The organism is Streptomyces sp. NPDC048506 (assembly GCF_040651315.1).
Classification (GTDB): Bacteria; Actinomycetota; Actinomycetes; order Streptomycetales; family Streptomycetaceae; genus Streptomyces.
Window position 1 is genome coordinate 14,661 of sequence record NZ_JBEZIX010000039.1, and the last position, 18,039, is coordinate 32,699.

At 72.6% G+C, this 18,039-nt stretch carries 17 protein-coding genes; 6 read left to right on the forward strand and 11 right to left on the reverse strand.

The features are described from left to right. Positions 1-25: 25 nt before the first annotated feature. Complete coding sequence (locus tag AB0C96_RS28275) at positions 26-958, reverse strand: LysR family transcriptional regulator (RefSeq protein ID WP_362921071.1); 933 nt, start codon at positions 956-958, stop codon at positions 26-28. Positions 959-1,044: 86 nt separating this feature from the next. Between AB0C96_RS28275 and AB0C96_RS28280 the strand changes: the two genes are divergently transcribed. Beyond that, a complete protein-coding gene (locus AB0C96_RS28280) occupies positions 1,045-2,175 on the forward strand; it encodes a TDT family transporter (RefSeq protein WP_362921073.1) in 1,131 nt (376 codons plus the stop codon). A gap of 64 nt (positions 2,176-2,239) precedes the next feature. Here AB0C96_RS28280 and AB0C96_RS28285 read toward each other — a convergent pair whose 3' ends face one another. From AB0C96_RS28285 to AB0C96_RS28300, 4 genes are all read right to left on the reverse strand, one after another. Continuing rightward, on the reverse strand, positions 2,240-2,977 hold the full coding sequence (locus AB0C96_RS28285) for a helical backbone metal receptor (protein WP_362921075.1): 738 nt from the start codon (positions 2,975-2,977) through the stop codon (positions 2,240-2,242). A 41-nt stretch (positions 2,978-3,018) separates the two neighbouring features. Further along, positions 3,019-3,453, reverse strand: coding sequence for a hypothetical protein (locus AB0C96_RS28290; protein ID WP_362921076.1), 435 nt, complete (start codon positions 3,451-3,453; stop codon positions 3,019-3,021). 298 nt (positions 3,454-3,751) lie between these two features. Further along, a complete protein-coding gene (locus AB0C96_RS28295) occupies positions 3,752-6,352 on the reverse strand; it encodes an ABC transporter permease/substrate binding protein (protein WP_362921078.1) in 2,601 nt (866 codons plus the stop codon). Next, the gene (locus AB0C96_RS28300; protein ID WP_362921080.1) at positions 6,345-7,520 is read right to left on the reverse strand and encodes a glycine betaine/L-proline ABC transporter ATP-binding protein; all 1,176 of its coding nucleotides are present in this window, start codon (positions 7,518-7,520) and stop codon (positions 6,345-6,347) included. The genes AB0C96_RS28295 and AB0C96_RS28300 overlap by 8 nt, the downstream gene beginning before the upstream one ends. Positions 7,521-7,749: 229 nt before the next feature. Between AB0C96_RS28300 and AB0C96_RS28305 the strand changes: the two genes are divergently transcribed. From AB0C96_RS28305 to AB0C96_RS28315, 3 genes are all read left to right on the forward strand, one after another. Next, positions 7,750-8,664: a 5'-3' exonuclease gene (locus AB0C96_RS28305; protein ID WP_362921189.1), complete on the forward strand. Its 915-nt coding sequence runs from the start codon at positions 7,750-7,752 to the stop codon at positions 8,662-8,664. A gap of 48 nt (positions 8,665-8,712) precedes the next feature. Further along, positions 8,713-9,570 carry a siderophore-interacting protein gene (locus AB0C96_RS28310; protein ID WP_362921082.1) on the forward strand — a complete coding sequence of 286 codons (858 nt, stop codon included), beginning with the start codon at positions 8,713-8,715 and terminating at the stop codon, positions 9,568-9,570. Between the two features lie 86 nt (positions 9,571-9,656). Beyond that, entirely contained in the window at positions 9,657-10,349 is a 693-nt protein-coding gene (locus AB0C96_RS28315) for a maleylpyruvate isomerase family mycothiol-dependent enzyme (RefSeq protein WP_362921083.1), read from the forward strand. Positions 10,350-10,384: 35 nt separating this feature from the next. Here the strand turns inward: AB0C96_RS28315 and AB0C96_RS28320 are convergent, their stop codons facing one another. Next, on the reverse strand, positions 10,385-11,110 hold the full coding sequence (locus AB0C96_RS28320) for a MerR family transcriptional regulator (RefSeq protein WP_362921085.1): 726 nt from the start codon (positions 11,108-11,110) through the stop codon (positions 10,385-10,387). Between the two features lie 193 nt (positions 11,111-11,303). Here AB0C96_RS28320 and AB0C96_RS28325 point away from each other — a divergent pair, with 193 nt between their 5' ends. Further along, entirely contained in the window at positions 11,304-12,305 is a 1,002-nt protein-coding gene (locus tag AB0C96_RS28325) for a hypothetical protein (RefSeq protein WP_362921190.1), read from the forward strand. Then, a complete protein-coding gene (locus AB0C96_RS28330) occupies positions 12,302-12,829 on the forward strand; it encodes an ABA4-like family protein (RefSeq protein ID WP_362921086.1) in 528 nt (175 codons plus the stop codon). The genes AB0C96_RS28325 and AB0C96_RS28330 overlap by 4 nt, the downstream gene beginning before the upstream one ends. Before the next feature lie 204 nt (positions 12,830-13,033). Here the strand turns inward: AB0C96_RS28330 and AB0C96_RS28335 are convergent, their stop codons facing one another. The 5 genes from AB0C96_RS28335 to AB0C96_RS28355 form a co-directional block, all read right to left on the reverse strand. Continuing rightward, positions 13,034-15,850: a DEAD/DEAH box helicase gene (locus AB0C96_RS28335; protein ID WP_362921088.1), complete on the reverse strand. Its 2,817-nt coding sequence runs from the start codon at positions 15,848-15,850 to the stop codon at positions 13,034-13,036. 143 nt (positions 15,851-15,993) lie between these two features. Continuing rightward, positions 15,994-16,956 carry a twin-arginine translocase subunit TatC gene (gene tatC, locus AB0C96_RS28340; protein ID WP_362921090.1) on the reverse strand — a complete coding sequence of 321 codons (963 nt, stop codon included), beginning with the start codon at positions 16,954-16,956 and terminating at the stop codon, positions 15,994-15,996. Between the two features lie 62 nt (positions 16,957-17,018). Next, the gene (gene tatA / locus AB0C96_RS28345; RefSeq protein ID WP_362921091.1) at positions 17,019-17,315 is read right to left on the reverse strand and encodes a Sec-independent protein translocase subunit TatA; all 297 of its coding nucleotides are present in this window, start codon (positions 17,313-17,315) and stop codon (positions 17,019-17,021) included. A gap of 242 nt (positions 17,316-17,557) precedes the next feature. Then, on the reverse strand, positions 17,558-17,761 hold the full coding sequence (locus AB0C96_RS28350) for a hypothetical protein (protein ID WP_362921093.1): 204 nt from the start codon (positions 17,759-17,761) through the stop codon (positions 17,558-17,560). Between the two features lie 16 nt (positions 17,762-17,777). Continuing rightward, entirely contained in the window at positions 17,778-18,023 is a 246-nt protein-coding gene (locus AB0C96_RS28355) for a hypothetical protein (protein WP_362921094.1), read from the reverse strand. Positions 18,024-18,039: the final 16 nt, after the last annotated feature.

An 18,039-nucleotide genomic window follows, 5' to 3' on the forward strand; every position in this document is an offset into this window, starting at 1 on the left:
CCCGGCCGCCCGACGTTGCTCCGGCTCAGGACGTCCCGCGGGTCAGCCCCAGCAGATGACGGGCCGGGCCCGCGGGCCGCTGGCCGGCCCGCCACACGGCCCGCAGATCACGGCCGAGCCGCAGCCCCCGCACCGGGATCTCCACCAGCCGCCGGGCGTTCAGCTCCTCACCGACCGCCAGCTCGCTGAGCACCGACGGCGCCGCCTCGCTGACCACCGCGGCCTTCACCGCGGTGGTCGAGGCGAGTTCCAGCAGCGGCTCGGCCAGCCCGCCGTGCCCGGCCAGCGCCGCGTCCAGCACCTGCCGGGTGCCGGAGCCGCGCTCCCGCAGGATCAGCGGGGTCCCGGCGAGTTCGGCGGGGGTCAGCTCACCGCGGCGCCGGGTCCACGGGTGCGACGGCGCGGCGACCACGACCAGCCGGTCGTGCCCGATGACCGCACCGTCCAGCCCCGCCGGCGCCTGGAGCCCCTCCACGAACCCGAGGTCCGCCTCGCCGGCCAACAGCCGCTCGGCCACCGCACTGGAGTTGCCCGCCAGCAGCGACACGGCCGTCCCGGGCAGCTCCGCCCGCAGCGAGATCAGCCACCCGGGCAGCAGGTACTCGGCGATGGTCATGCTCGCCGCGACCCGCAGCCGGGAGTCGCGCTGCCCGCGCAGCGCCTGCGCGCCCGCGTCGAACGCCTCGGCCGCCTCCACCACCCGTCGCGCCCAGTCCGTCACCAGCGCCCCGGCGTCGGTCAGCCGGGAGCCGCGCGGCGACCGCTCGACCAGCGCCACCCCCAGCTGCCGCTCCATCGACCGGATCCGGCTGCTGGCCGCGGGCTGGCTGATCCCCCGGGCCCGAGCGGCCCGCCCCAGGCTGCCCAGCCGGGCGACGGCGAGCAGCAGCTCCAGCGCACCGAGGTCGGGCACCCGGTGCGACAGCGGTACGGCGGTGGGCTCGATCTCAGCACCCATAAGTCCCCCTGCACATAACCTCAGCTTATGCCCTCATAGACGCAAGGTGCCTGGTGAGCGCCGCGCGGCGGGACGACGCTGGTCGCATGGCAACCCTCACGCACGCACCTTCCCGCCCCGCCCCCGCCGCCCCGCGGCCGCACAGCCCGGTCCGTCACCTGGGGCCGAACTGGTACGCCGCCGTCATGGGCACCGCCATCGTCGCCAACGCCGGCGCCGCCCTCCCGCTCGCCGCCCCCGGTCTGCGCGCCGCCTACCAGCTCGTCTGGGCGCTGTCGGCCGTGATGCTGCTGATGCTGCTGGCGGCCCGCGCCGTCCACTGGCTGCGCCACGCCGACCAGGCGCGCCGCCACCTCCTGGACCCGGCCGTCGCCCCGTTCTACGGCTGTCTGGCCATGGCGCTGATGGCGGTCGGCGGCGGCACCCTCGCGGTGGGCCGGGACGTCATCGGTGAGCCCGCCGCCCTCGCCGCCGACATCGTCCTGTGGAGCCTGGGCACCCTCATCGGCCTCGTGGGCGCGGCGGTGATCCCGTACCTGATGGTGACCCGGCACCGCATCGAGCCGGGCAGCGCCACCCCCGTCTGGATCCTCCCGCTGGTCGCCCCCATGGTCTCGGCCGCCCTCGGCCCCGCCCTGGTGCCCCATCTGCCGCCCGGCCAGTGGCGACAGGCCCTGCTGCTGGCCTGTTACGCCCTGTTCGGGATGTCCCTGCTGGCCACGCTGCTGGTGCTCCCGCTGGTGCTGTCCCGACTCCTCCACCACGGTCCGCTGCCGCTCGCCCTCACCCCCACCCTCTTCCTCGTCCTCGGCCCGCTCGGGCAGTCCACCACCGCGGTGAACAACCTCGCCGGCGTCGCCCCCGGCGTCGTGGACACCGGCACCGCACACGCCATGGGCGCCTTCGCGGTCCTCTACGGCGTGCCGGTGATGGGCTTCGCGCTGCTGTGGCTGGCCATCGCGGCGGCGCTGGTGGTCCGGGCCTTCCGCAACGGCATGGGCTTCGCGATGACCTGGTGGGGCTTCACCTTCCCGCTCGGGACCTGCGTCACGGGAGCCGCCGGACTGGCCCGGCACACCGGTGTGCACGCCTTCGGCTGGCTGGCCGTGGCGCTGTTCGCCGTCCTGGTGACGGCGGTGGCGGTGGCCGGCAGCCGCACCGCGAGCGGGCTGGTGCACGGACGGCTGCTCACGGCGCCCGCACCGGTGCAGCCGTAGGGCGGCTCCGTCCGGGCCACGTCCGGGCCCCGTCCGGCGGGGCGGCCGGTCCCGCGGCGCGGCGTTACCGGGCCGCGGCCAGCGCCTGGGCCAGGACGCCGGGGGCCTGCGCCAACGACGGTCCGTACCAGGTCAGATGGCGGCCGCCGACCAGCGCGGCGGGCAGGCCCGGGAACGCCTCGGGGCCGTCGTCGGCGGTGAACCGGTACGGCTCGTCGGGGAGCACGACGAGCTCGGCGGGGCCGGCGGTGAGCTCGGCGAGCGGGATGCGCGGGTAGCGCTCGGCGTGGCCGGCGTAGACGTTCCGTACGCCGAGGCGGGCGAGGACGTCCCCGGCGAAGGTGTCCCGACCGAGCACCATCCACGGCCGCCGCCAGACCGGCACCACCGCGGCCGGCCCGTCCCGCCGCACGGGCAGGTCCCGCCAGGCGGCCTCGGCGGCGTCCAGCCACCCGGGCCGGGGCAGCCCGCAGGCGCCGACCAGGACCCGCGCCAGCTCGCCGAACGCCTGGTCCAGCGTCCGCACCTCGGTCACCAGGACCTCCAGCCCGGCAGCCCGCAGGGCGGCGAGGTCCGGCGGGCGGTTCTCCTCCTCGTTGGCGATCACCAGGTCGGGCGCCAGGGCGGCGACGGCCGCGGTGTCGGGGTTCTTGGTGCCGCCGATCCGGGCGGCGTCCAGCCCCGCCGGATGGCTGCACCAGTCGGTGACGCCGACCAGCAGCTCGGGGGCGGAGGCGGCCACCGCCTCGGTGAGGGAGGGCACCAGCGACACCACCCGCCGGACGGGCCTGTGAGAGGTCATCCGTCCACGGTACGGCCGGCACACGGCCCACGGCCCGCTTCTCAGGAACGTCCGACGACGCCACGCCGGCGCAGCAGGAACGCCGCGCTGCCGGCCAACAGGAACAACGCCAGACCACCGGCTGCCTGCACCATGTTCACCCCCTCCACCCGTCCGTTGCGCACCGTCACGGTCTCGGTGAACGTCGCTCCGCCCGGCGCGCATTCGATGGTGACCTGATAGCGCCCCGGCGTCGCCCGTTCGGCGACCCGGGCGTCGGCGGCCAGTCCGCGCTCGTCCGGCCGCAGCACCACCGAGCCGAAGAGCGCCGAGGCCGCCCGCGCGCTGCGGGCGGCGACGCACTGCCGGCCGTCGCTGATGCTCACCCGCTGCCCGGCCGCCATCGGATCCGGTTCGACCCGGGCCGAGGCGACGGGCGCGGCGAGGCCCAGCGCGGCGGCGCTGATCAGGGCGACGACGGCGGGGCGGGCGGACATCACGCCCCTCAGCGAACCATCCGCCGCCCCGCCCCGCGAGGCGACCGCGGCCGGTCAGGTGACGGGGCGCACGAGGCGTACGGGGCCCGAGTGAACAGCGGGAAGCGTGGGAGAACAGCGGTGCGCCGACAGGAACAGCGGGGAGCCTGCGAGATCAACGGTGCGCCGGCGGGACCAGCGGGGAGCCGGCGGGAACAGCGGGGAGCCCCCGTCCGACCACTGGAACCCAAGCGGTCGGACGGGGGCTCGCACCGGGGGGTGAACTCCGCGCCGTGGGCGCCTACTTCACCTACTTCGCCTACTTCACCGGCGCCATCTCGTCGACGATGCCCGGATGGTCGTCGATCCACTTCTCGACGCCCTCGTTCTCATGGCCCTTGCCGGCGTCCTGAACGGCCTTCTCCAGGCTGCCGAGCTCGTCGGCGCTCATCTTCCAGTTCTTCAGCCAGCCGGAGAACTCCGGGAACTTCTTCGGGAAGCTCTTGTTGCCGAGCGTCTTGATCTGGTTGTTGGCGCCCCAGCTGCCCTTGGGGTCCGCGAGCTTGGTGAGGTGGTACTTGCTGTACGCCCAGTGCGGCGACCACAGGACCACCGCGATCGGCTCCTTCTTGTGGTACGCCCGGTCCAGCTCCGCCAGCATCGCGCTGGTGCCGGCCGAGGTGACCTCGAAGTCCTGCAACCCGTAGGCAGGCGCCACGGTGTCCTTGAGCCGCTTCATCTCGCCGGTCCCCGGCTCGATCCCGATGATCTTGCCGTGGAACTCGTCCTTGTGCTCCCGCAGGTCGTCGAGGGTCTTCACGTCCTTGACGTAGGACGGCACGGCGATCTCCAGCGACGTCTTGTCGTACCACGCCCCGACGTCGACCAGGTCCTGCTGGTACTTGTCCCAGTACTGCTTCTGCGCCACCGGCAGCCAGCCGTCCGTCTGCACGTCGATCTGCCCCGTGGACAGCCCGGTCCACATCGGCCCGATGTCGAGGTTGCGGATGTTCGGCCGGTAGCCGCGCTTCTCCAGCACGCTCTTCCACAGGTAGGTGGTGGCGATGCCCTCGTCCCACGCGGGGTAGCCGATGTTCGGCGCCTTGCCGGCGTCCCTGCCCTTGGCGTACGTGGCCCTGCCGGCCGGCGCGAACCTGTCGACCAGGCCGGGGTGCTTCTTCAGCCAGCTGCGCACACCGTCCTGCTCATGGCCCTCACCGGCGCTCTTGACGTCGTTCTCCAGGCTGGTGAGCTGCTTCTCGTCCAGGTGGAAGCCCTTCATCCACCGGGCGACCTCGGGCTCGTCCTTGGCGAAGCCCTTGCGGCCGAGCAGGTGCAGGCTGTCACCGGAGCCGAACGAGCCCTTGGGGTCCTTCAGCTTGGTCAGCGGGTACTTGTCGTACGCCCAGTGCGGCGACCACAGGGTGACCGCGATCGGCTTCTTCTGGCGGATCGACCGGTCCAGCTCGCTGAGCATGGACGCGGTGCTGGACTCCTGGACCTTGTACGCGCCGTCCAGGCCGTAGTCCTTGAGGACCTTCTCCTTGAGGATCTTCATCTCGCCGGCGCCCGGCTCGATGCCGGTGATCCTGCCACCGAACTCGCCGGCCCGGCCCTTGAGGTCGTCCAGGGTCTTGACGCCCTTGACGTAGGAGGGGACCGCGATCTCCAGCGAGGTCTTGTCGTACCAGGCGCCGAGGTCCTCCAGCTGGTCCCGGTACTTCTTCCAGTACGAGGCGTGGGTCGTCGGCAACCAGGCGTTGGTCTGCACGTCGATGTCGCCGCGGGCCTGCCCGGCGAACAGCGGGCCGGCCTCCAGGGCCTGCACCGTGGGCTTGTAGCCGCGCTGCTCCAGGATCTCCTTCCAGAGGTACGTGGTGGCCTTGCCCTCGTCCCAGTTGACGTACCCCAGGCGGACCGGACGGCCGTTGCCGCCCCCGCCCTGCCCGTCGTGCTGCCCGAACAGCGACAGCCCGCCGGCGAGCAGCGCGAGCACCACCACGCCGACCGTCGCCACCGAGGTGGCGGGCCGCCAGTGCAGGAACTTCAGCCCGCCGAGCGAGGCCTGCGCCTTGGCCAGCGCGCGCCGGCCGAGCGGGGAGACCCGCTGGTTGAGCGCGCCGGTCATCCGGTCCAGGTACATGGCGAGGATGACCACCGCGAGACCGGCCTCGGCGCCCAGGGCCACGTTGACGGAGCTGATCGCGTTGTAGACGGAGGAACCCAGACCACCGCCGCCGACCATGCCGGCGATCACGACCATGGACAGCGCCAGCATGATGACCTGGTTGATGCCGGCCATGATCGTGGGCAGCGCCAGCGGCAGCTGGACGCGGAGCAGCGTGCGCCGCGGGTGGGTGCCGAACGCCTCGGCGGCCTCGACGAGTTCCTCGTCGACCTGCCGGATGCCGAGCTCGGTCATCCGGACCGCGGGCGGCATGGAGAAGACGATGGTGGCGACGATGCCGGGCACGACGCCGAGGCCGAAGAAGAGGATGCCGGGGATGAGGTAGACCATCGCCGGCATCGTCTGCATCAGGTCCAGCACCGGGCGCAGCGCACCGCCGACGACCCGGCTGCGGGCCGCCCAGATGCCGAGCGGCACCGCGACCACCACCGTGATCAGGCAGGCCACCAGCACCAACGAGAGCGACTCGATGGTCGGGCCCCACTGCTGGATGGAGTCGATGAGGGCGAAGCCCAAGAAGGTGAGCACCGCGGCCGGCAGCCCGCGCAGCCACCAGGCGAGCACCGCCAGGATGCCGGCCAGCAGCAGCGGCTCGGGCGCGGCGAGCACCGTGTGGATGGCGTCGTAGAGGCCGTTCAGCACCGTGGTGATGAGGGTGAACAGCCAGTCGAGGTTGTCCCGCAGCCAGTTGACGGCGTCGTTCGCCCAGCTGCCGATCTGGATCCTAGGCACTGGCGATCACCTTGCCCTCGGGCTCGTCCCCGGGCGTCCCCGCGGCGGCCTCGGCCGCGCGCCGGGCGGGCCGGCCGGCGGCCGTGGCCGGGCCCTGGTCGGCTCCCGGCTCGCCGAGCACCGCCAGCAGCCGCTCGGCCGGTACCGCACCGACCAGCGCGCCCTTCTCGTCGGCCACCGCCACCGGCACGCTGCTCTGCGCGCACGGCGCGAACAGCTCCACCAGCGGGGTGTCGAGGCCGACGGTCGCCGGGGCCGCGGCGCGGAACTCCGCCGCCGTGCCGAGCTTCCCGCCCTCCGGCGTGGTGCTGCCGAGCACCGTGCCGACCTCGGCCATCACCGCACCGGCGGTCAGCACCCGGCTGCGGTCCACGTCCTGGATGAAGGAGGCGACGTAGTCGTTGGCGGGCCGGACGAGGATGTCCTCGGCGCTGCCGGTCTGGACGATCCGGCCGTCGCGCATCACGGCGATCCGGTCGCCGAGCCGCATCGCCTCGTTGAGGTCGTGGGTGATGAAGACGATGGTCTTCTTCAGCGTCTTCTGGAGCTCCAGCAGCTGGTCCTGCATATCGCGGCGGATCAGCGGGTCGAGCGCGCTGAAGGACTCGTCCATCAGCAGCAGGTCGGCGTCGGTGGCCAGCGCCCGGGCCAGGCCCACGCGCTGCTGCATACCGCCGGACAGCTCGTCGGGCCAGGACTTCTCCCAGCCCTCGAGGCCGGTGAGGGCGAGCGCCTCGGTGGCGCGTCGCTCGCGCTCGGCGCGCGGTACGCCCTGCACCTCCAGGCCGTAGGCGGCGTTCTCCAGCACGCTGCGGTGCGGGAAGAGCGCGAAGTGCTGGAAGACCATGGAGATCTTCTCGGAGCGGACCCGGCGCAGCTCCTTGTCGCTGAGCGAGGTGAGGTCCTGGCCGTCGAACCGGACGGTTCCCGCGGTCGGCTCCAGCAGCCCGTTGAGCATGCGCAGCAGCGTCGACTTGCCGGATCCGGACAGCCCCATGACGACGAAGATCTGGCCCTCGTCCACCTCGATCGAGGCGTCGATCACGGCGGCGGTGGTGCCTTCGGCCCGCAGTTCGTCCCGGCCGGCGCCGGCTTCGAGCTTGCGGACCGCGTCCTCGGGTCGTCTGCCGAACACCTTGTACAGATGCTCGGCTTGCAGCCTGGACACATATACCTCTCTTGTCGCACGTAAAACGACCTGCCACCCCCGCAGGCAGGTCGTGGAGCGGGACGGGTTCGGCCCGTCTGGCGCCGGTGGGGACATGTCGTCTCCACCGGGTCCACTCCGGTTTGCGCGCCTGCCCTCCTTTATCCGGCGCAAACACATCGGTGTTCCGGATCACATCCGTGTGACGTTTGGGGCATACGGCATCATGCGGGATGTGACTCGACGCCTGATGCTCCTCGACACCGCCTCTCTCTACTTCCGCGCCTACTTCGGGGTACCGGAATCGGTCAGGGCCCCGGACGGCACGCCGGTGAACGCGGTACGCGGCCTGCTGGACTTCATCGCCCGGCTCGTCCAGGACCACCACCCCGATGACCTGGTCGCCTGCATGGACTTCGACTGGCGCCCGCAGTGGCGGGTCGACCTGATCCCCTCCTACAAGGCGCACCGGGTCGCCGAGGAGGCCCCGGCCGGCTCCGCCGAGCCCGACGAGGAGGAGATCCCCGACACCCTCTCGCCCCAGGTCCCGATCATCGAGGACGTCCTGGACGCGCTCGGCATCGCCCGGATCGGTGCGGCCGACTACGAGGCGGACGACGTCATCGGCACCCTGACCGCACGGGCACCGGGCCCGGTCGACATCGTCACCGGCGACCGCGACCTCTTCCAACTCGTCGACGACCGGCGCGGCATCCGCGTCCTGTACCCCCTCAAGGGCGTCGGCACGCTACAGATCACCGACGAGGCGCTGTTGCACGAGAAGTACGGCGTGGACGGCCCCGGTTACGCCGATCTGGCGCTGCTGCGCGGCGACCCCAGCGACGGCCTGCCGGGCGTACCGGGGATCGGCGAGAAGACCGCCGCCAAGCTGCTGGCCGGCTACCGCGACCTCGCGGGCATCATGGCCGCCGCCGAGGACCCCGCCTCGAAGGTGACCCCCGCCCAGCGCGCGCGGCTGTTGGAGGCCCGCCCGTACCTCGCGGTCGCCCCGAAGGTCGTCAAGGTGGCCACCGACGTCGCCGTCCCCGACGTCGACCACGCCCTCCCGGTGGAGCCGGCGGACCCCGAGCGCCTGGACGCCCTGGCCACGCAGTGGGGCCTCGGCGGCGCCCTCCAGCGCCTGCTCGTCACGCTTCACCGATGACCTGTTAGGTTAGGTGTACCTAACAAACCTCGCGTCAGGGGAGTTGCCGTGGCAGCAGAGCGTCCGTCCCGCAAGAAGCCCACAGTGCACCGCGCCAGGGTGCAGCGCACCGAGCGACTCACCCCGCACATGGTCCGGGTGGTGCTCGACGGCGACGGGCTGGCGGAGTTCACGGCCGGCGAGTACACCGACCACTACGTCAAGTTGGTCTTCCCGCTGCCCGACGTGCAGTATCCCGAGCCGTTCGACATCGCGCAGATCCGCGCCGAATTCCCGCGCAACCGGTGGCCCAGGACCCGTACGTACACCGTGCGCGCCTGGGACGCCGGGAGCCGCGAGCTGACCGTGGACTTCGTGGTGCACGGCGACGAGGGCCTGGCCGGGCCGTGGGCGGCCGCCGCCGAGCCGGGCGACGAGGTCTTCCTCCTCGGCCCCGGTGGCGCGTACGCCCCCGACCTCACGGCCGACTGGCACCTGCTGGCGGGCGACGAGAGCGCCCTCCCGGCCATCGCGGCCTCCCTGGCCCGGATGCCCGCCGGTGTCCCCGTGCACGCGTTCATCGAGGTCGCAGGAGCGGAGGAGGAGCAGGAGCTGGACGCTCCGGCCGGCGCCCGGATCACCTGGCTGCACCGCGGCTCCGCGCCGGTCGGCCGCGAACTGGTCGCCGCCGTACGGGCGTTGGCCTTCCCGCCCGGCCGGGTCCAGGCGTTCGTCCACGGCGAGGCCGGCTTCGTCAAGGAGCTCCGACACCTTCTCCGCGTCGAGCACGGCGTCCCCCGCGAGGACCTGTCCCTCTCCGGCTACTGGCGCGCCGGCCACGACGAGGACGGCTGGCAGGCCGCCAAGCGCGACTGGAACCAGCAGGTGGAGGCCGAACAGGAGACGACGCCGGCAGCGGCCTCCTGACCCACCGTCAACTCCTCGGTGCGCCCGGCGATCCGGCCCCGGCCGCCGGGGCGGTCGCTGTCAGTGGCGTCGGCTACGTTCGGGGCATGGACGCCACCGCCCTGCTGCACCATCTGCGCCGCGAGCTGGACGCCTTCCGCGCCTGCCTCGACGGCGACCTGTCCGCCCCGGTCGCGCACTGCGCGCCCTGGACGCTGGGCGAGCTGGCCGCGCACCTGGCGCACGGGAACCTCCGGGCGGCGTCGGCCGTCACCGAGCGGCGCGGGGACGTCCCGTCCCCGGCGGCGCCGGACGATCCGGCCGGTCTGCTGCGGTGGTTCGACAAGGCGTCCGCCACGCTGTGGGCGGCGCTGAACACCGACCCCACCACCACGGCCTGGACGTTCCACCCACCACACACCGTCGGCTTCTGGCAGCGGCGTCGCTGCCTGGAGGCGCTGGTGCACCGCTGGGACGCCCAACACGCGCGCGGCACGGCCGGCCCGCTCGATCCGGAACTGGCCGGCGAGGGGGTGGCGGAGGTGTGCGACACGCTGGCGCCCCGTCAGACGGCGCGCGGCCGGGCGGCCCCGCCGTCGTACGCGCTGCGCCTGGAGGCCACGGACACCGGGGCGTCGTGGACCTACGGCCCCGGCGCCCCGGTCGCGACGCTCGCCGGCACCGCACCGGACCTCCTGCTGCTGCTCTGGGGGCGCATACCGGCCGGCGCGCCGGCCTTCGCCTGGGAGGGCGACCAGCGGGCCGGCCGCCGGATCCTGGACGGCCCCCTGGTGCCCTGACGTCCATCGGACGCCCCGGGCCGGCTCAGGCCGGCTCAGGCCGGCGCAGCACCACCCGGCGCAGCACCACCCGGCGTCGCACCACCTGGTGCCGCACCACCCGGCGCCGCACCGCCGGCCTTCCCGGCGCCTCCCGGTCCCGTCTCGTACTGCCGCGCCGACGCGTCCTCGTGCGCCAGCCGGCGCATGGCCATCAGGACCGTGTCGCCCAGCACGGTCCCCACGACCACGCTCTCCACCAGGCCGTCGACCTCCGCATAGCGGCTGACCCAGGCCAGATCGGCGGCGGCCACCCGCTCACAGGCGTCCGCGTAGTCGTCCACCATCTCCTCGAACGTGCCGTGCCCGATGCCCCGGAAGGTGGCCAGCGCAGCGGCCAGAGCCTCGCCGGCGGGGCTGTCCGCAGTGGCCCGCCAGCCGCGCCGGCGGATCATCTCCGCCACCTGCCGGCGTGCGTCCTCGATGCCGTCCGGGGTGGCGGCCGGCTTCGGGGTGATCGCGTCCTGCGCCACACCGAGGATCTCGTGCACCTCCCCCTGGGGTGAGTCGACCGCGGCCAGCACCTCGCGGACGGCCGAGACGGAGAGTCCGCCGACGTCCATCAGCCCACGGATCAGCCGGAGTCGACGGACGTGACCGTCGTCGTAGCTGGCCTGGTTGGGGCTGGTCAGCCGGCCCGCGGGCAGCAGTCCCTCCCGGACGTAGTACTTGATCGTCGGGATCGCGACCCCTGTCGCCCGACTCAGCTCCCCGATGCGCATCCGCCACCTTTTCCCGGGCCGGGACCGAGCCCCGGCACCCATCTCCCCGGGAGCCCCCGCCCGCTCCCGGTCTTGCCAATTCGCCCACCCATCATAGATAGTCCAGCTATCAGATAGCGGAAAGCTCCACTATCTATTCTGCCTGGGGGCCCTTATGTCCAGATACCGTTCGCTGCTCGGTTTCGCCTGGGCGATGGCCGCACTGGCCGTCGTCTCCGCCGTCGGCCTGATCGTCGACGACCGGGTGCTGGTCGGGGCGCCGATCTGGTTCAAGCCGCTGAAGTTCGCGGTGTCTTTCCTCGCCTACGCCCTGACGCTCGCCTGGATGCTGTCCCGGCGTGCCACCCCGAGCCGGGCCGGCACATGGGCGGCGCACGCCATCGTGGTGACCGGACTGGTCGAGATGGCGATCATCACCGGACAGACCCTCCGCGGCCGGCGCAGCCACTTCAACATCGAAACCCCCCTGGACCGGGGCCTGTTCGCGGCGATGGGCCTCACCATCGTGGTGCTGTGGACGAGCACCCTGGTCATCGCGGCCCTGCTCTGCCGGGCCCGCCTGGGCGACCGGGCCACCACCTGGGCGATCCGCCTCGGACTGCTGCTCGCCCTGGCCGGGCTGCTGCTCGGCGGCCTGATGCTGATCCCCACACCGGAGCAGCGGGCAGCCGGCAGCCTGTCCACCATCGTCGGCGCGCACAGCGTCGGCGTCCCCGACGGCGGCCCGGCCATGCCGCTGACCGGCTGGAACACCACCGGCGGCGATCTGCGCATCCCGCACTTCGTCGGGATGCACGCCCTCCAGGCCCTGCCGCTGTTCCTGTACGGGGTCGAGGCGCTGGCCAGGCGGTTCCCCCGACTGCGCGGCGAGCGGGTACGGCTGCGCCTGGTGCTGGTCGCGGCCGGCCTCGCCGCCGGGCTGCTGACGCTGGTCACCTGGCAGGCGCTGCGCGGCCAGGCACTGATCCACCCGGACGGGGCGACGCTGGGCGCACTGGGCGCCCTCGCGGCGGCCACGGCGGCCGGGGCGTACGCGGCGCTGCGGCGCCCCGCGACCGAGCACCACGACCACGACGACCGCGACGAGGGCGGCAAGCGCGGCGAGGGCGCCGCGCCCCCACCCGCACCGGCCATCGGCGAGCCGCACTCCCCCACCCCCGCAACGGACACCCCCGCAACGGAGTTGACCGCATGACCGAAAGCACCCTCTTCGACCTGGCCTTCGTCCTCGCGGCGCCGTTCTGGGCGCTGCTGATCCTGGCCCCCGGCCGGCGGTGGACCGACCGGATCGCCGCCTCCCCGCTGCCGCTGCTGCCGGTCATCGCGGTCTACCTCGCCCTGGCCGTACCGGTGTTCCCGCAGCTGTGGGCCGCGGTCAGCCGTCCCGACCTGGCCGGCTTCCAGGAGCTGATGCGGCTCTCCGGCGGGGCCGGCGCCCTCTGGGCCCAGGTGATCGCCTGGGACCTGTTCCTGGGCCAGTGGATGTACCGCGAGGCCCGTGCGCTGGGGATCCATCCGCTGGTGATGGGGCCGTTGCTGGTGCTGACCGTGCTCCTCTCCCCCTTCGGCGTCCTGCTCTTCATCGGGCTCCGGGCGGCCGTCCGACTCCGCGCACGGCGGCGGGTCGGGCCCAGCGGGGTCGACGGCGGGTACTCGACGGACACGGCGAACACGGCAGGCACAGCCGGCACGACCAGCACAGCGGGCACGACGAGTTGACGATCCGTCACCTCCGTCACCCCGCGCACCCGGCCGCCCGCTCGACGCCCCGTCACGCACCGCACGACGAGCGGCCCATCAGCGGCTCGCCGGCGACCGACGGCCATGGGGCCACCAAAAGCCGGTGCCGCGCTCCCGTCGCGGGAGCGCGGCACCGTCGCCGTCACCGTCGCACGCCGGGACACCCGCCCCGGCCCGGACCGCTCAGCCCACCGACGAGTACGCCACCACGCCCCGCAGCACCCCGTCCATCGCCCGGCGGGCGTTGCGCGCCACCGAGCCGCCCGGCGGGGCGGCCGCCGCGATCTGCCCGAGGACGTCGACCAGTTGCTTGCACCAGCGGACGAAGTCACCGGCCGGCATCTCCGCCTCACGGAGCACCTCGTCCAGGCCGAAGCCGGAGGCCCACCGGTACGCCGCCCACGCGAAGCCGAGGTCCGGCTCGCGCTGGCCGACGCCCTCCGCCTGGCTGATCTTGTGCTCGTCCTCCAGGGCGTCCAACCGGCCCCAGATGCGGACCATCTCCCCCAGCGCGTCCCGCGCCTTGCCGGACGGCAGCTTCGGCGCCACCGCGTCGTCCGCCTGCCGCGCCTCGTACACCAGCGCCGAGGCGCAGGCCGCCAGCTCCGCCGGGCCGAGCTCCTCCCAGACGCCCTCACGCAGGCATTCGCTCGCCAGCAGGTCCAGCTCGCCGTAGAGCCGGGCCAGTCGGCGGCCCTCGTCGGTGACCGTGTCCCCTTCGAGGTAGTCCAACTCCGTCAGCAGCGCGCAGATCCGGTCGAAGGTGCGGGCGATGGTGTTCGTCCGGCCCTCGATACGGCGCTCCAGCTGCCGGGTGTCCCGCAGCAGCCGGTGGTAGCGCTCGGCCCAGCGGGCGTGGTCCTCCCGCTCGGCACAGCCGTGGCAGGCGTGCGCGCGGATCGCCGTCCGCAGCCGGGCGATCTCGCGGTCGTCGGCCGCCGTCGAGCGCTGCTTGCGGTGCCGCGACGGCGCGATGTGCCCCGCCTTCGTCCGCAGCGCGGACGCCAGATCACGGCGCGACTGCGGGCTGCGGGCGTTGAACGACTTGGGGATCCGCATCCGCTCCAGCGCCTCCACGGGCACCGGGAAGTCGATCGAGGCCAGCCGCTTCACCTGCCGCTCGGCGGTCAGCACCAGCGGCCGCGGGCCGTCGTGCGCGTCGAACCCGCGGTGGCCGTTGGTGCGCCCCGACGGCATACCGGGGTCGAGGACCAGCGCCAGACCCGCGTACTTCCCGGTCGGCACGTGGATGACGTCGCCGGGCTTGAGCTTCTCCAGCGCCGCCGCGGCCGCCACCCGACGCTGCGCCGCGCCCTGCTTGGCCAGCTCGGTCTCCCGGTCCTTCAGCTCGCGCCGCAGCCGGGAGTACTCCTCGAAGTCACCGAGGTGGCAGGTCATCGAGCCGCGGTAGCCCGCCAGCCCCTCCTCGTTCCGCTGCACCTGCCGGGAGATCCCGACCACCGACTTGTCGGCCTGGAACTGCGCGAAGGACATCTCCAGCAGCTCCCGCGAACGATGCCGGCCGAACTGCGAGACGAGGTTGACCGCCATGTTGTACGACGGTTTGAAGGACGACCGCAGCGGATACGTCCGCGTCCCGGCCAGACCGGCCAGCGCGCCCGGATTCATCCCCCGCTGCCACAGCACCACCGCATGGCCCTCGACGTCGATGCCGCGGCGGCCGGCCCGACCCGTCAGCTGGGTGTACTCGCCGGGGGTGATGTCGGCGTGCTGCTCGCCGTTCCACTTCACCAGCTTCTCCAACACCACCGAGCGCGCGGGCATGTTGATGCCCAGCGCCAGCGTCTCGGTGGCGAAGACGGCCTTGACCAGCCCCTTTTCGAAGAGCTCCTCGACGACCTCCTTGAAGGTCGGCAGCATGCCCGCATGGTGCGCCGCGATGCCCCGCTCCAGGCCCTCCACCCATTCGAAGTAGCCCAGCACATGGAGATCGTCGTCGGGGATACCGGCCGTCCGCGCCTCGACTATCCGACGGACCTGCTCGCGGCCCTCGGCGTCGTTGAGCCGCAGGCCCGAGTAGAGGCACTGCTGCACGGCCGCCTCACAGCCGGCGCGGCTGAAGATGAACGTGATCGCCGGCAACAGGCCTTCGTTGTCGAGGCGTTCGATGACCTCGGGCCGGCTCGGCGTCCAGACCCGGGCGCGCTGCCGCCGCTCGCGCTCGCGGTCCGCCTCGCGCAGCGCGCGGCCCCGGCGCTTGTCCCGGCCGAACGTCTGCCGGCTGTTCTCCATCCTGGACAGCCGCTCCAGGTCCGGGTTGACCTCCCGGCGGCCGCCGCCCTGACCGTCCCGCTCCTCGAACAGGTCGTATATCCGGCGACCGGCGAGGACGTGCTGCCACAGCGGCACCGGGCGGTGCTCGGAGACGATCACGGCGGTGTCGCCACGAACCGTGTCCAACCAGTCACCGAACTCCTCGGCGTTGGAGACCGTCGCGGACAGCGACACCAGCGTCACGGATTCGGGGAGGTGGATGATCACCTCTTCCCAGACGGCGCCGCGGAAGCGGTCGGAGAGGTAGTGCACCTCGTCCATCACCACATAGCCGAGACCGATCAGCGACTGCGAACCGGCGTACAGCATGTTCCGCAGCACCTCGGTGGTCATCACGATCACCGGGGCCTCGGAGTTGACGCTGTTGTCGCCGGTCAGCAGGCCGACCTTGTCGGCGCCGTACCGCTTGACCAGATCCTGGTACTTCTGGTTCGACAGCGCCTTGATGGGCGTGGTGTAGAAGCATTTACGGCCCTGTTCCAGAGCCAGGTGGACGGCGAATTCGCCGACGATCGTCTTGCCGGATCCGGTGGGGGCCGCGACCAGCACGCCCTTCCCGGTCTCCAGGGCCTGGCACGCCTCGACCTGGAACGGGTCCAGATCGAAGTCGTACAACTCCCGGAAAGGGGCGAGTGCGGTGGCCTGCTCGGCCGCCCGGAGCTTGGCGGCGGCATAGCGCTCAGCAGGGGACATGTCCTCGGTCATCGTGCTTACGAGACTACCGGCCACCTCTGACAACGACCCGATCTTTATGTCGGGGCTTTACCCGGGCGGGCCCCGGGCCACCCGGCAACGGGGACGGCCCCCGGCTCATCGAGCGCGGGGGCCGCCACCTGAGGTCACGGACGTCACGTCACGTCGTCGAAGCCGCCGTGGCCGTGCGACCCGTCGTCACCCGGCTCCCGACTGCTCTGCCCCGGCAGCATCCGCCGGGACGACACCGGCTCGATCTCCCCGACGTCCGACGGCGTCAGATCCAGCGCGGAGGCCTCGTCATCGCTCAGCCCCGCGTCCGGGTTGCCCAGCCGGCGGCGGCGGTCGTTGAACAGGCAGATGCCGGCGGCACCGAAGTACAGCACCACGATCGGGGCGGCCAGCAGAGACATGGTCAGCGGGTCACCGGTCGGGGTGGCGACGGCCGCGAAGATCGTGATGCCGAGGACCATGAACCGCCACCAGCTCATGATCCGGCGCCCGGTGACCACCCCGCCGAAGTTGAGCAGCACCAGCAGCAGCGGCAGCTCGAAGGCGAGGCCGAAGACCACGATCATGCGCGTGACGATGTCGAAGAACTCGTCGGCCGGGAAGAGGTTGGCCCAGTCGTCGGGTGTCAGCCCGACCAGGGCGCCCGCCGTGGTCGGCAGCACCGCGTAGGCGAGGTAGGCGCCGCCGAGGAAGAGCGGCACGCCGGCGGCGACGAAACTCAGCGCGTACTTCTTCTCGTGCCGGTGCAGACCCGGTGCGAGGAAGGCCCAGAGCTGGTAGAGCCAGATCGGGCTGGCGCCGACGACGCCCACCGTGAGGGACAGCTTGAGCAGGATGGTGAACGGCGCCAGCAGACCGTTGGCGGTGACCTCCGCACACGGGTGGCTGCGCGGAGCGGTCACGCTGCCGCGCCCGCAGCCGACCGCATCGATGACCGGCCCGGTGATGAAGTGGGCGATCGCGTCGTACTGCCACATGGCGACGACGGTGACCACACAGATCGCCAACACCGACTTCAGCAGCCTGTTGCGCAGCTCACGCAGGTGCGCCGCGAGCGGCATCCGCCCCTCGGGGTCCTTCTCCTGCTTGCGGGCAGACTTGAGCAACCCACTTCCTCGTCTCGTGCATCAGCCGTCCCGAACCGGGCGGGGCGACGGGATCGGTTCGGTTAGCCCTGCTTGGTGGTCTGCGTGGGCTCGGCCACGGGGCGCGAGCTGCTGAGATCACCGGGGGCCGCCTGGATCGTACGAGGGGCCTGCTGGGCGGCCTCGGCGGGAGCCTCGGACGTGGTCGCGGCACCGCCGTCCGCCTCACCGTCCTTCTTCATCGCCTTGGCCTCGCTCTTGAGGATACGAGCGGACTTGCCGAGCGAACGCGCCATGTCCGGAAGCTTCTTCGCGCCGAACAGCAGCACAATGACAACGAGGATCAGGATGATCTCGGGGGCCCTCAGGTTGCTGAGCATGTGCGACTACCTTCTCGCCGGGGCGGCGTCTGCTGTGGTGCCTGCCGATGGGTCGGACTGGCGTCCTGGTGCGGAAGCGATCGTAACGTTCGGTGGTGAACGCCGGGCAATCCCCTTGCATCCTCCTGGTTGCCCCGACCGCCGCGCTGTCTGAACCGCGGATGCAGCCTACCTCTCCGTGCCCCGCGACAGCAGAGTGCCGGCGCCTGCGGCGACGTCTCGGCCGGGCGGCCCGGCGCCGGTCAGTCCCGGCCGACCTGGTGCATCCGGGAGGCCAGCGGCACCGCCGCCCGCTCCAGATCCTGTGCCGCCCGCTGGATCCGCTCCGAGACCGCCCCGACCTGGTGGGCCAGCCGCCGCACCTCGACGAGGACACGGGCGGCGAGGACGCCCAGGACGGCGATCCCGAGGAAGCCGAGGGCGATTGCGATCATGGGCCAGAGCATGGGGCGAGCCTATCGGTCAGCCGGTGTGGAGCCGCAGGGTGCGCACCCCGCCACCGGTGAGCAGCTCCACGATCCGCTCCCCGGCCGGTTTGCGCACCGCCCGTCCGCAGTCGGGGCAGGTGAAGGAGTAGAAGGTGGTCTTCCGGCTGGCGCCGATCGCCAGCCGGAAGGCGCCCGAGTCCAGTTCGAAGCGGCCCCGGCAGTCCGGGCACGCCGCCTTGAAGAGCACCGGAGCGGTTGCGCCGGCCATCGTGGTCGTCATCCTTCGCTGCCTCCTC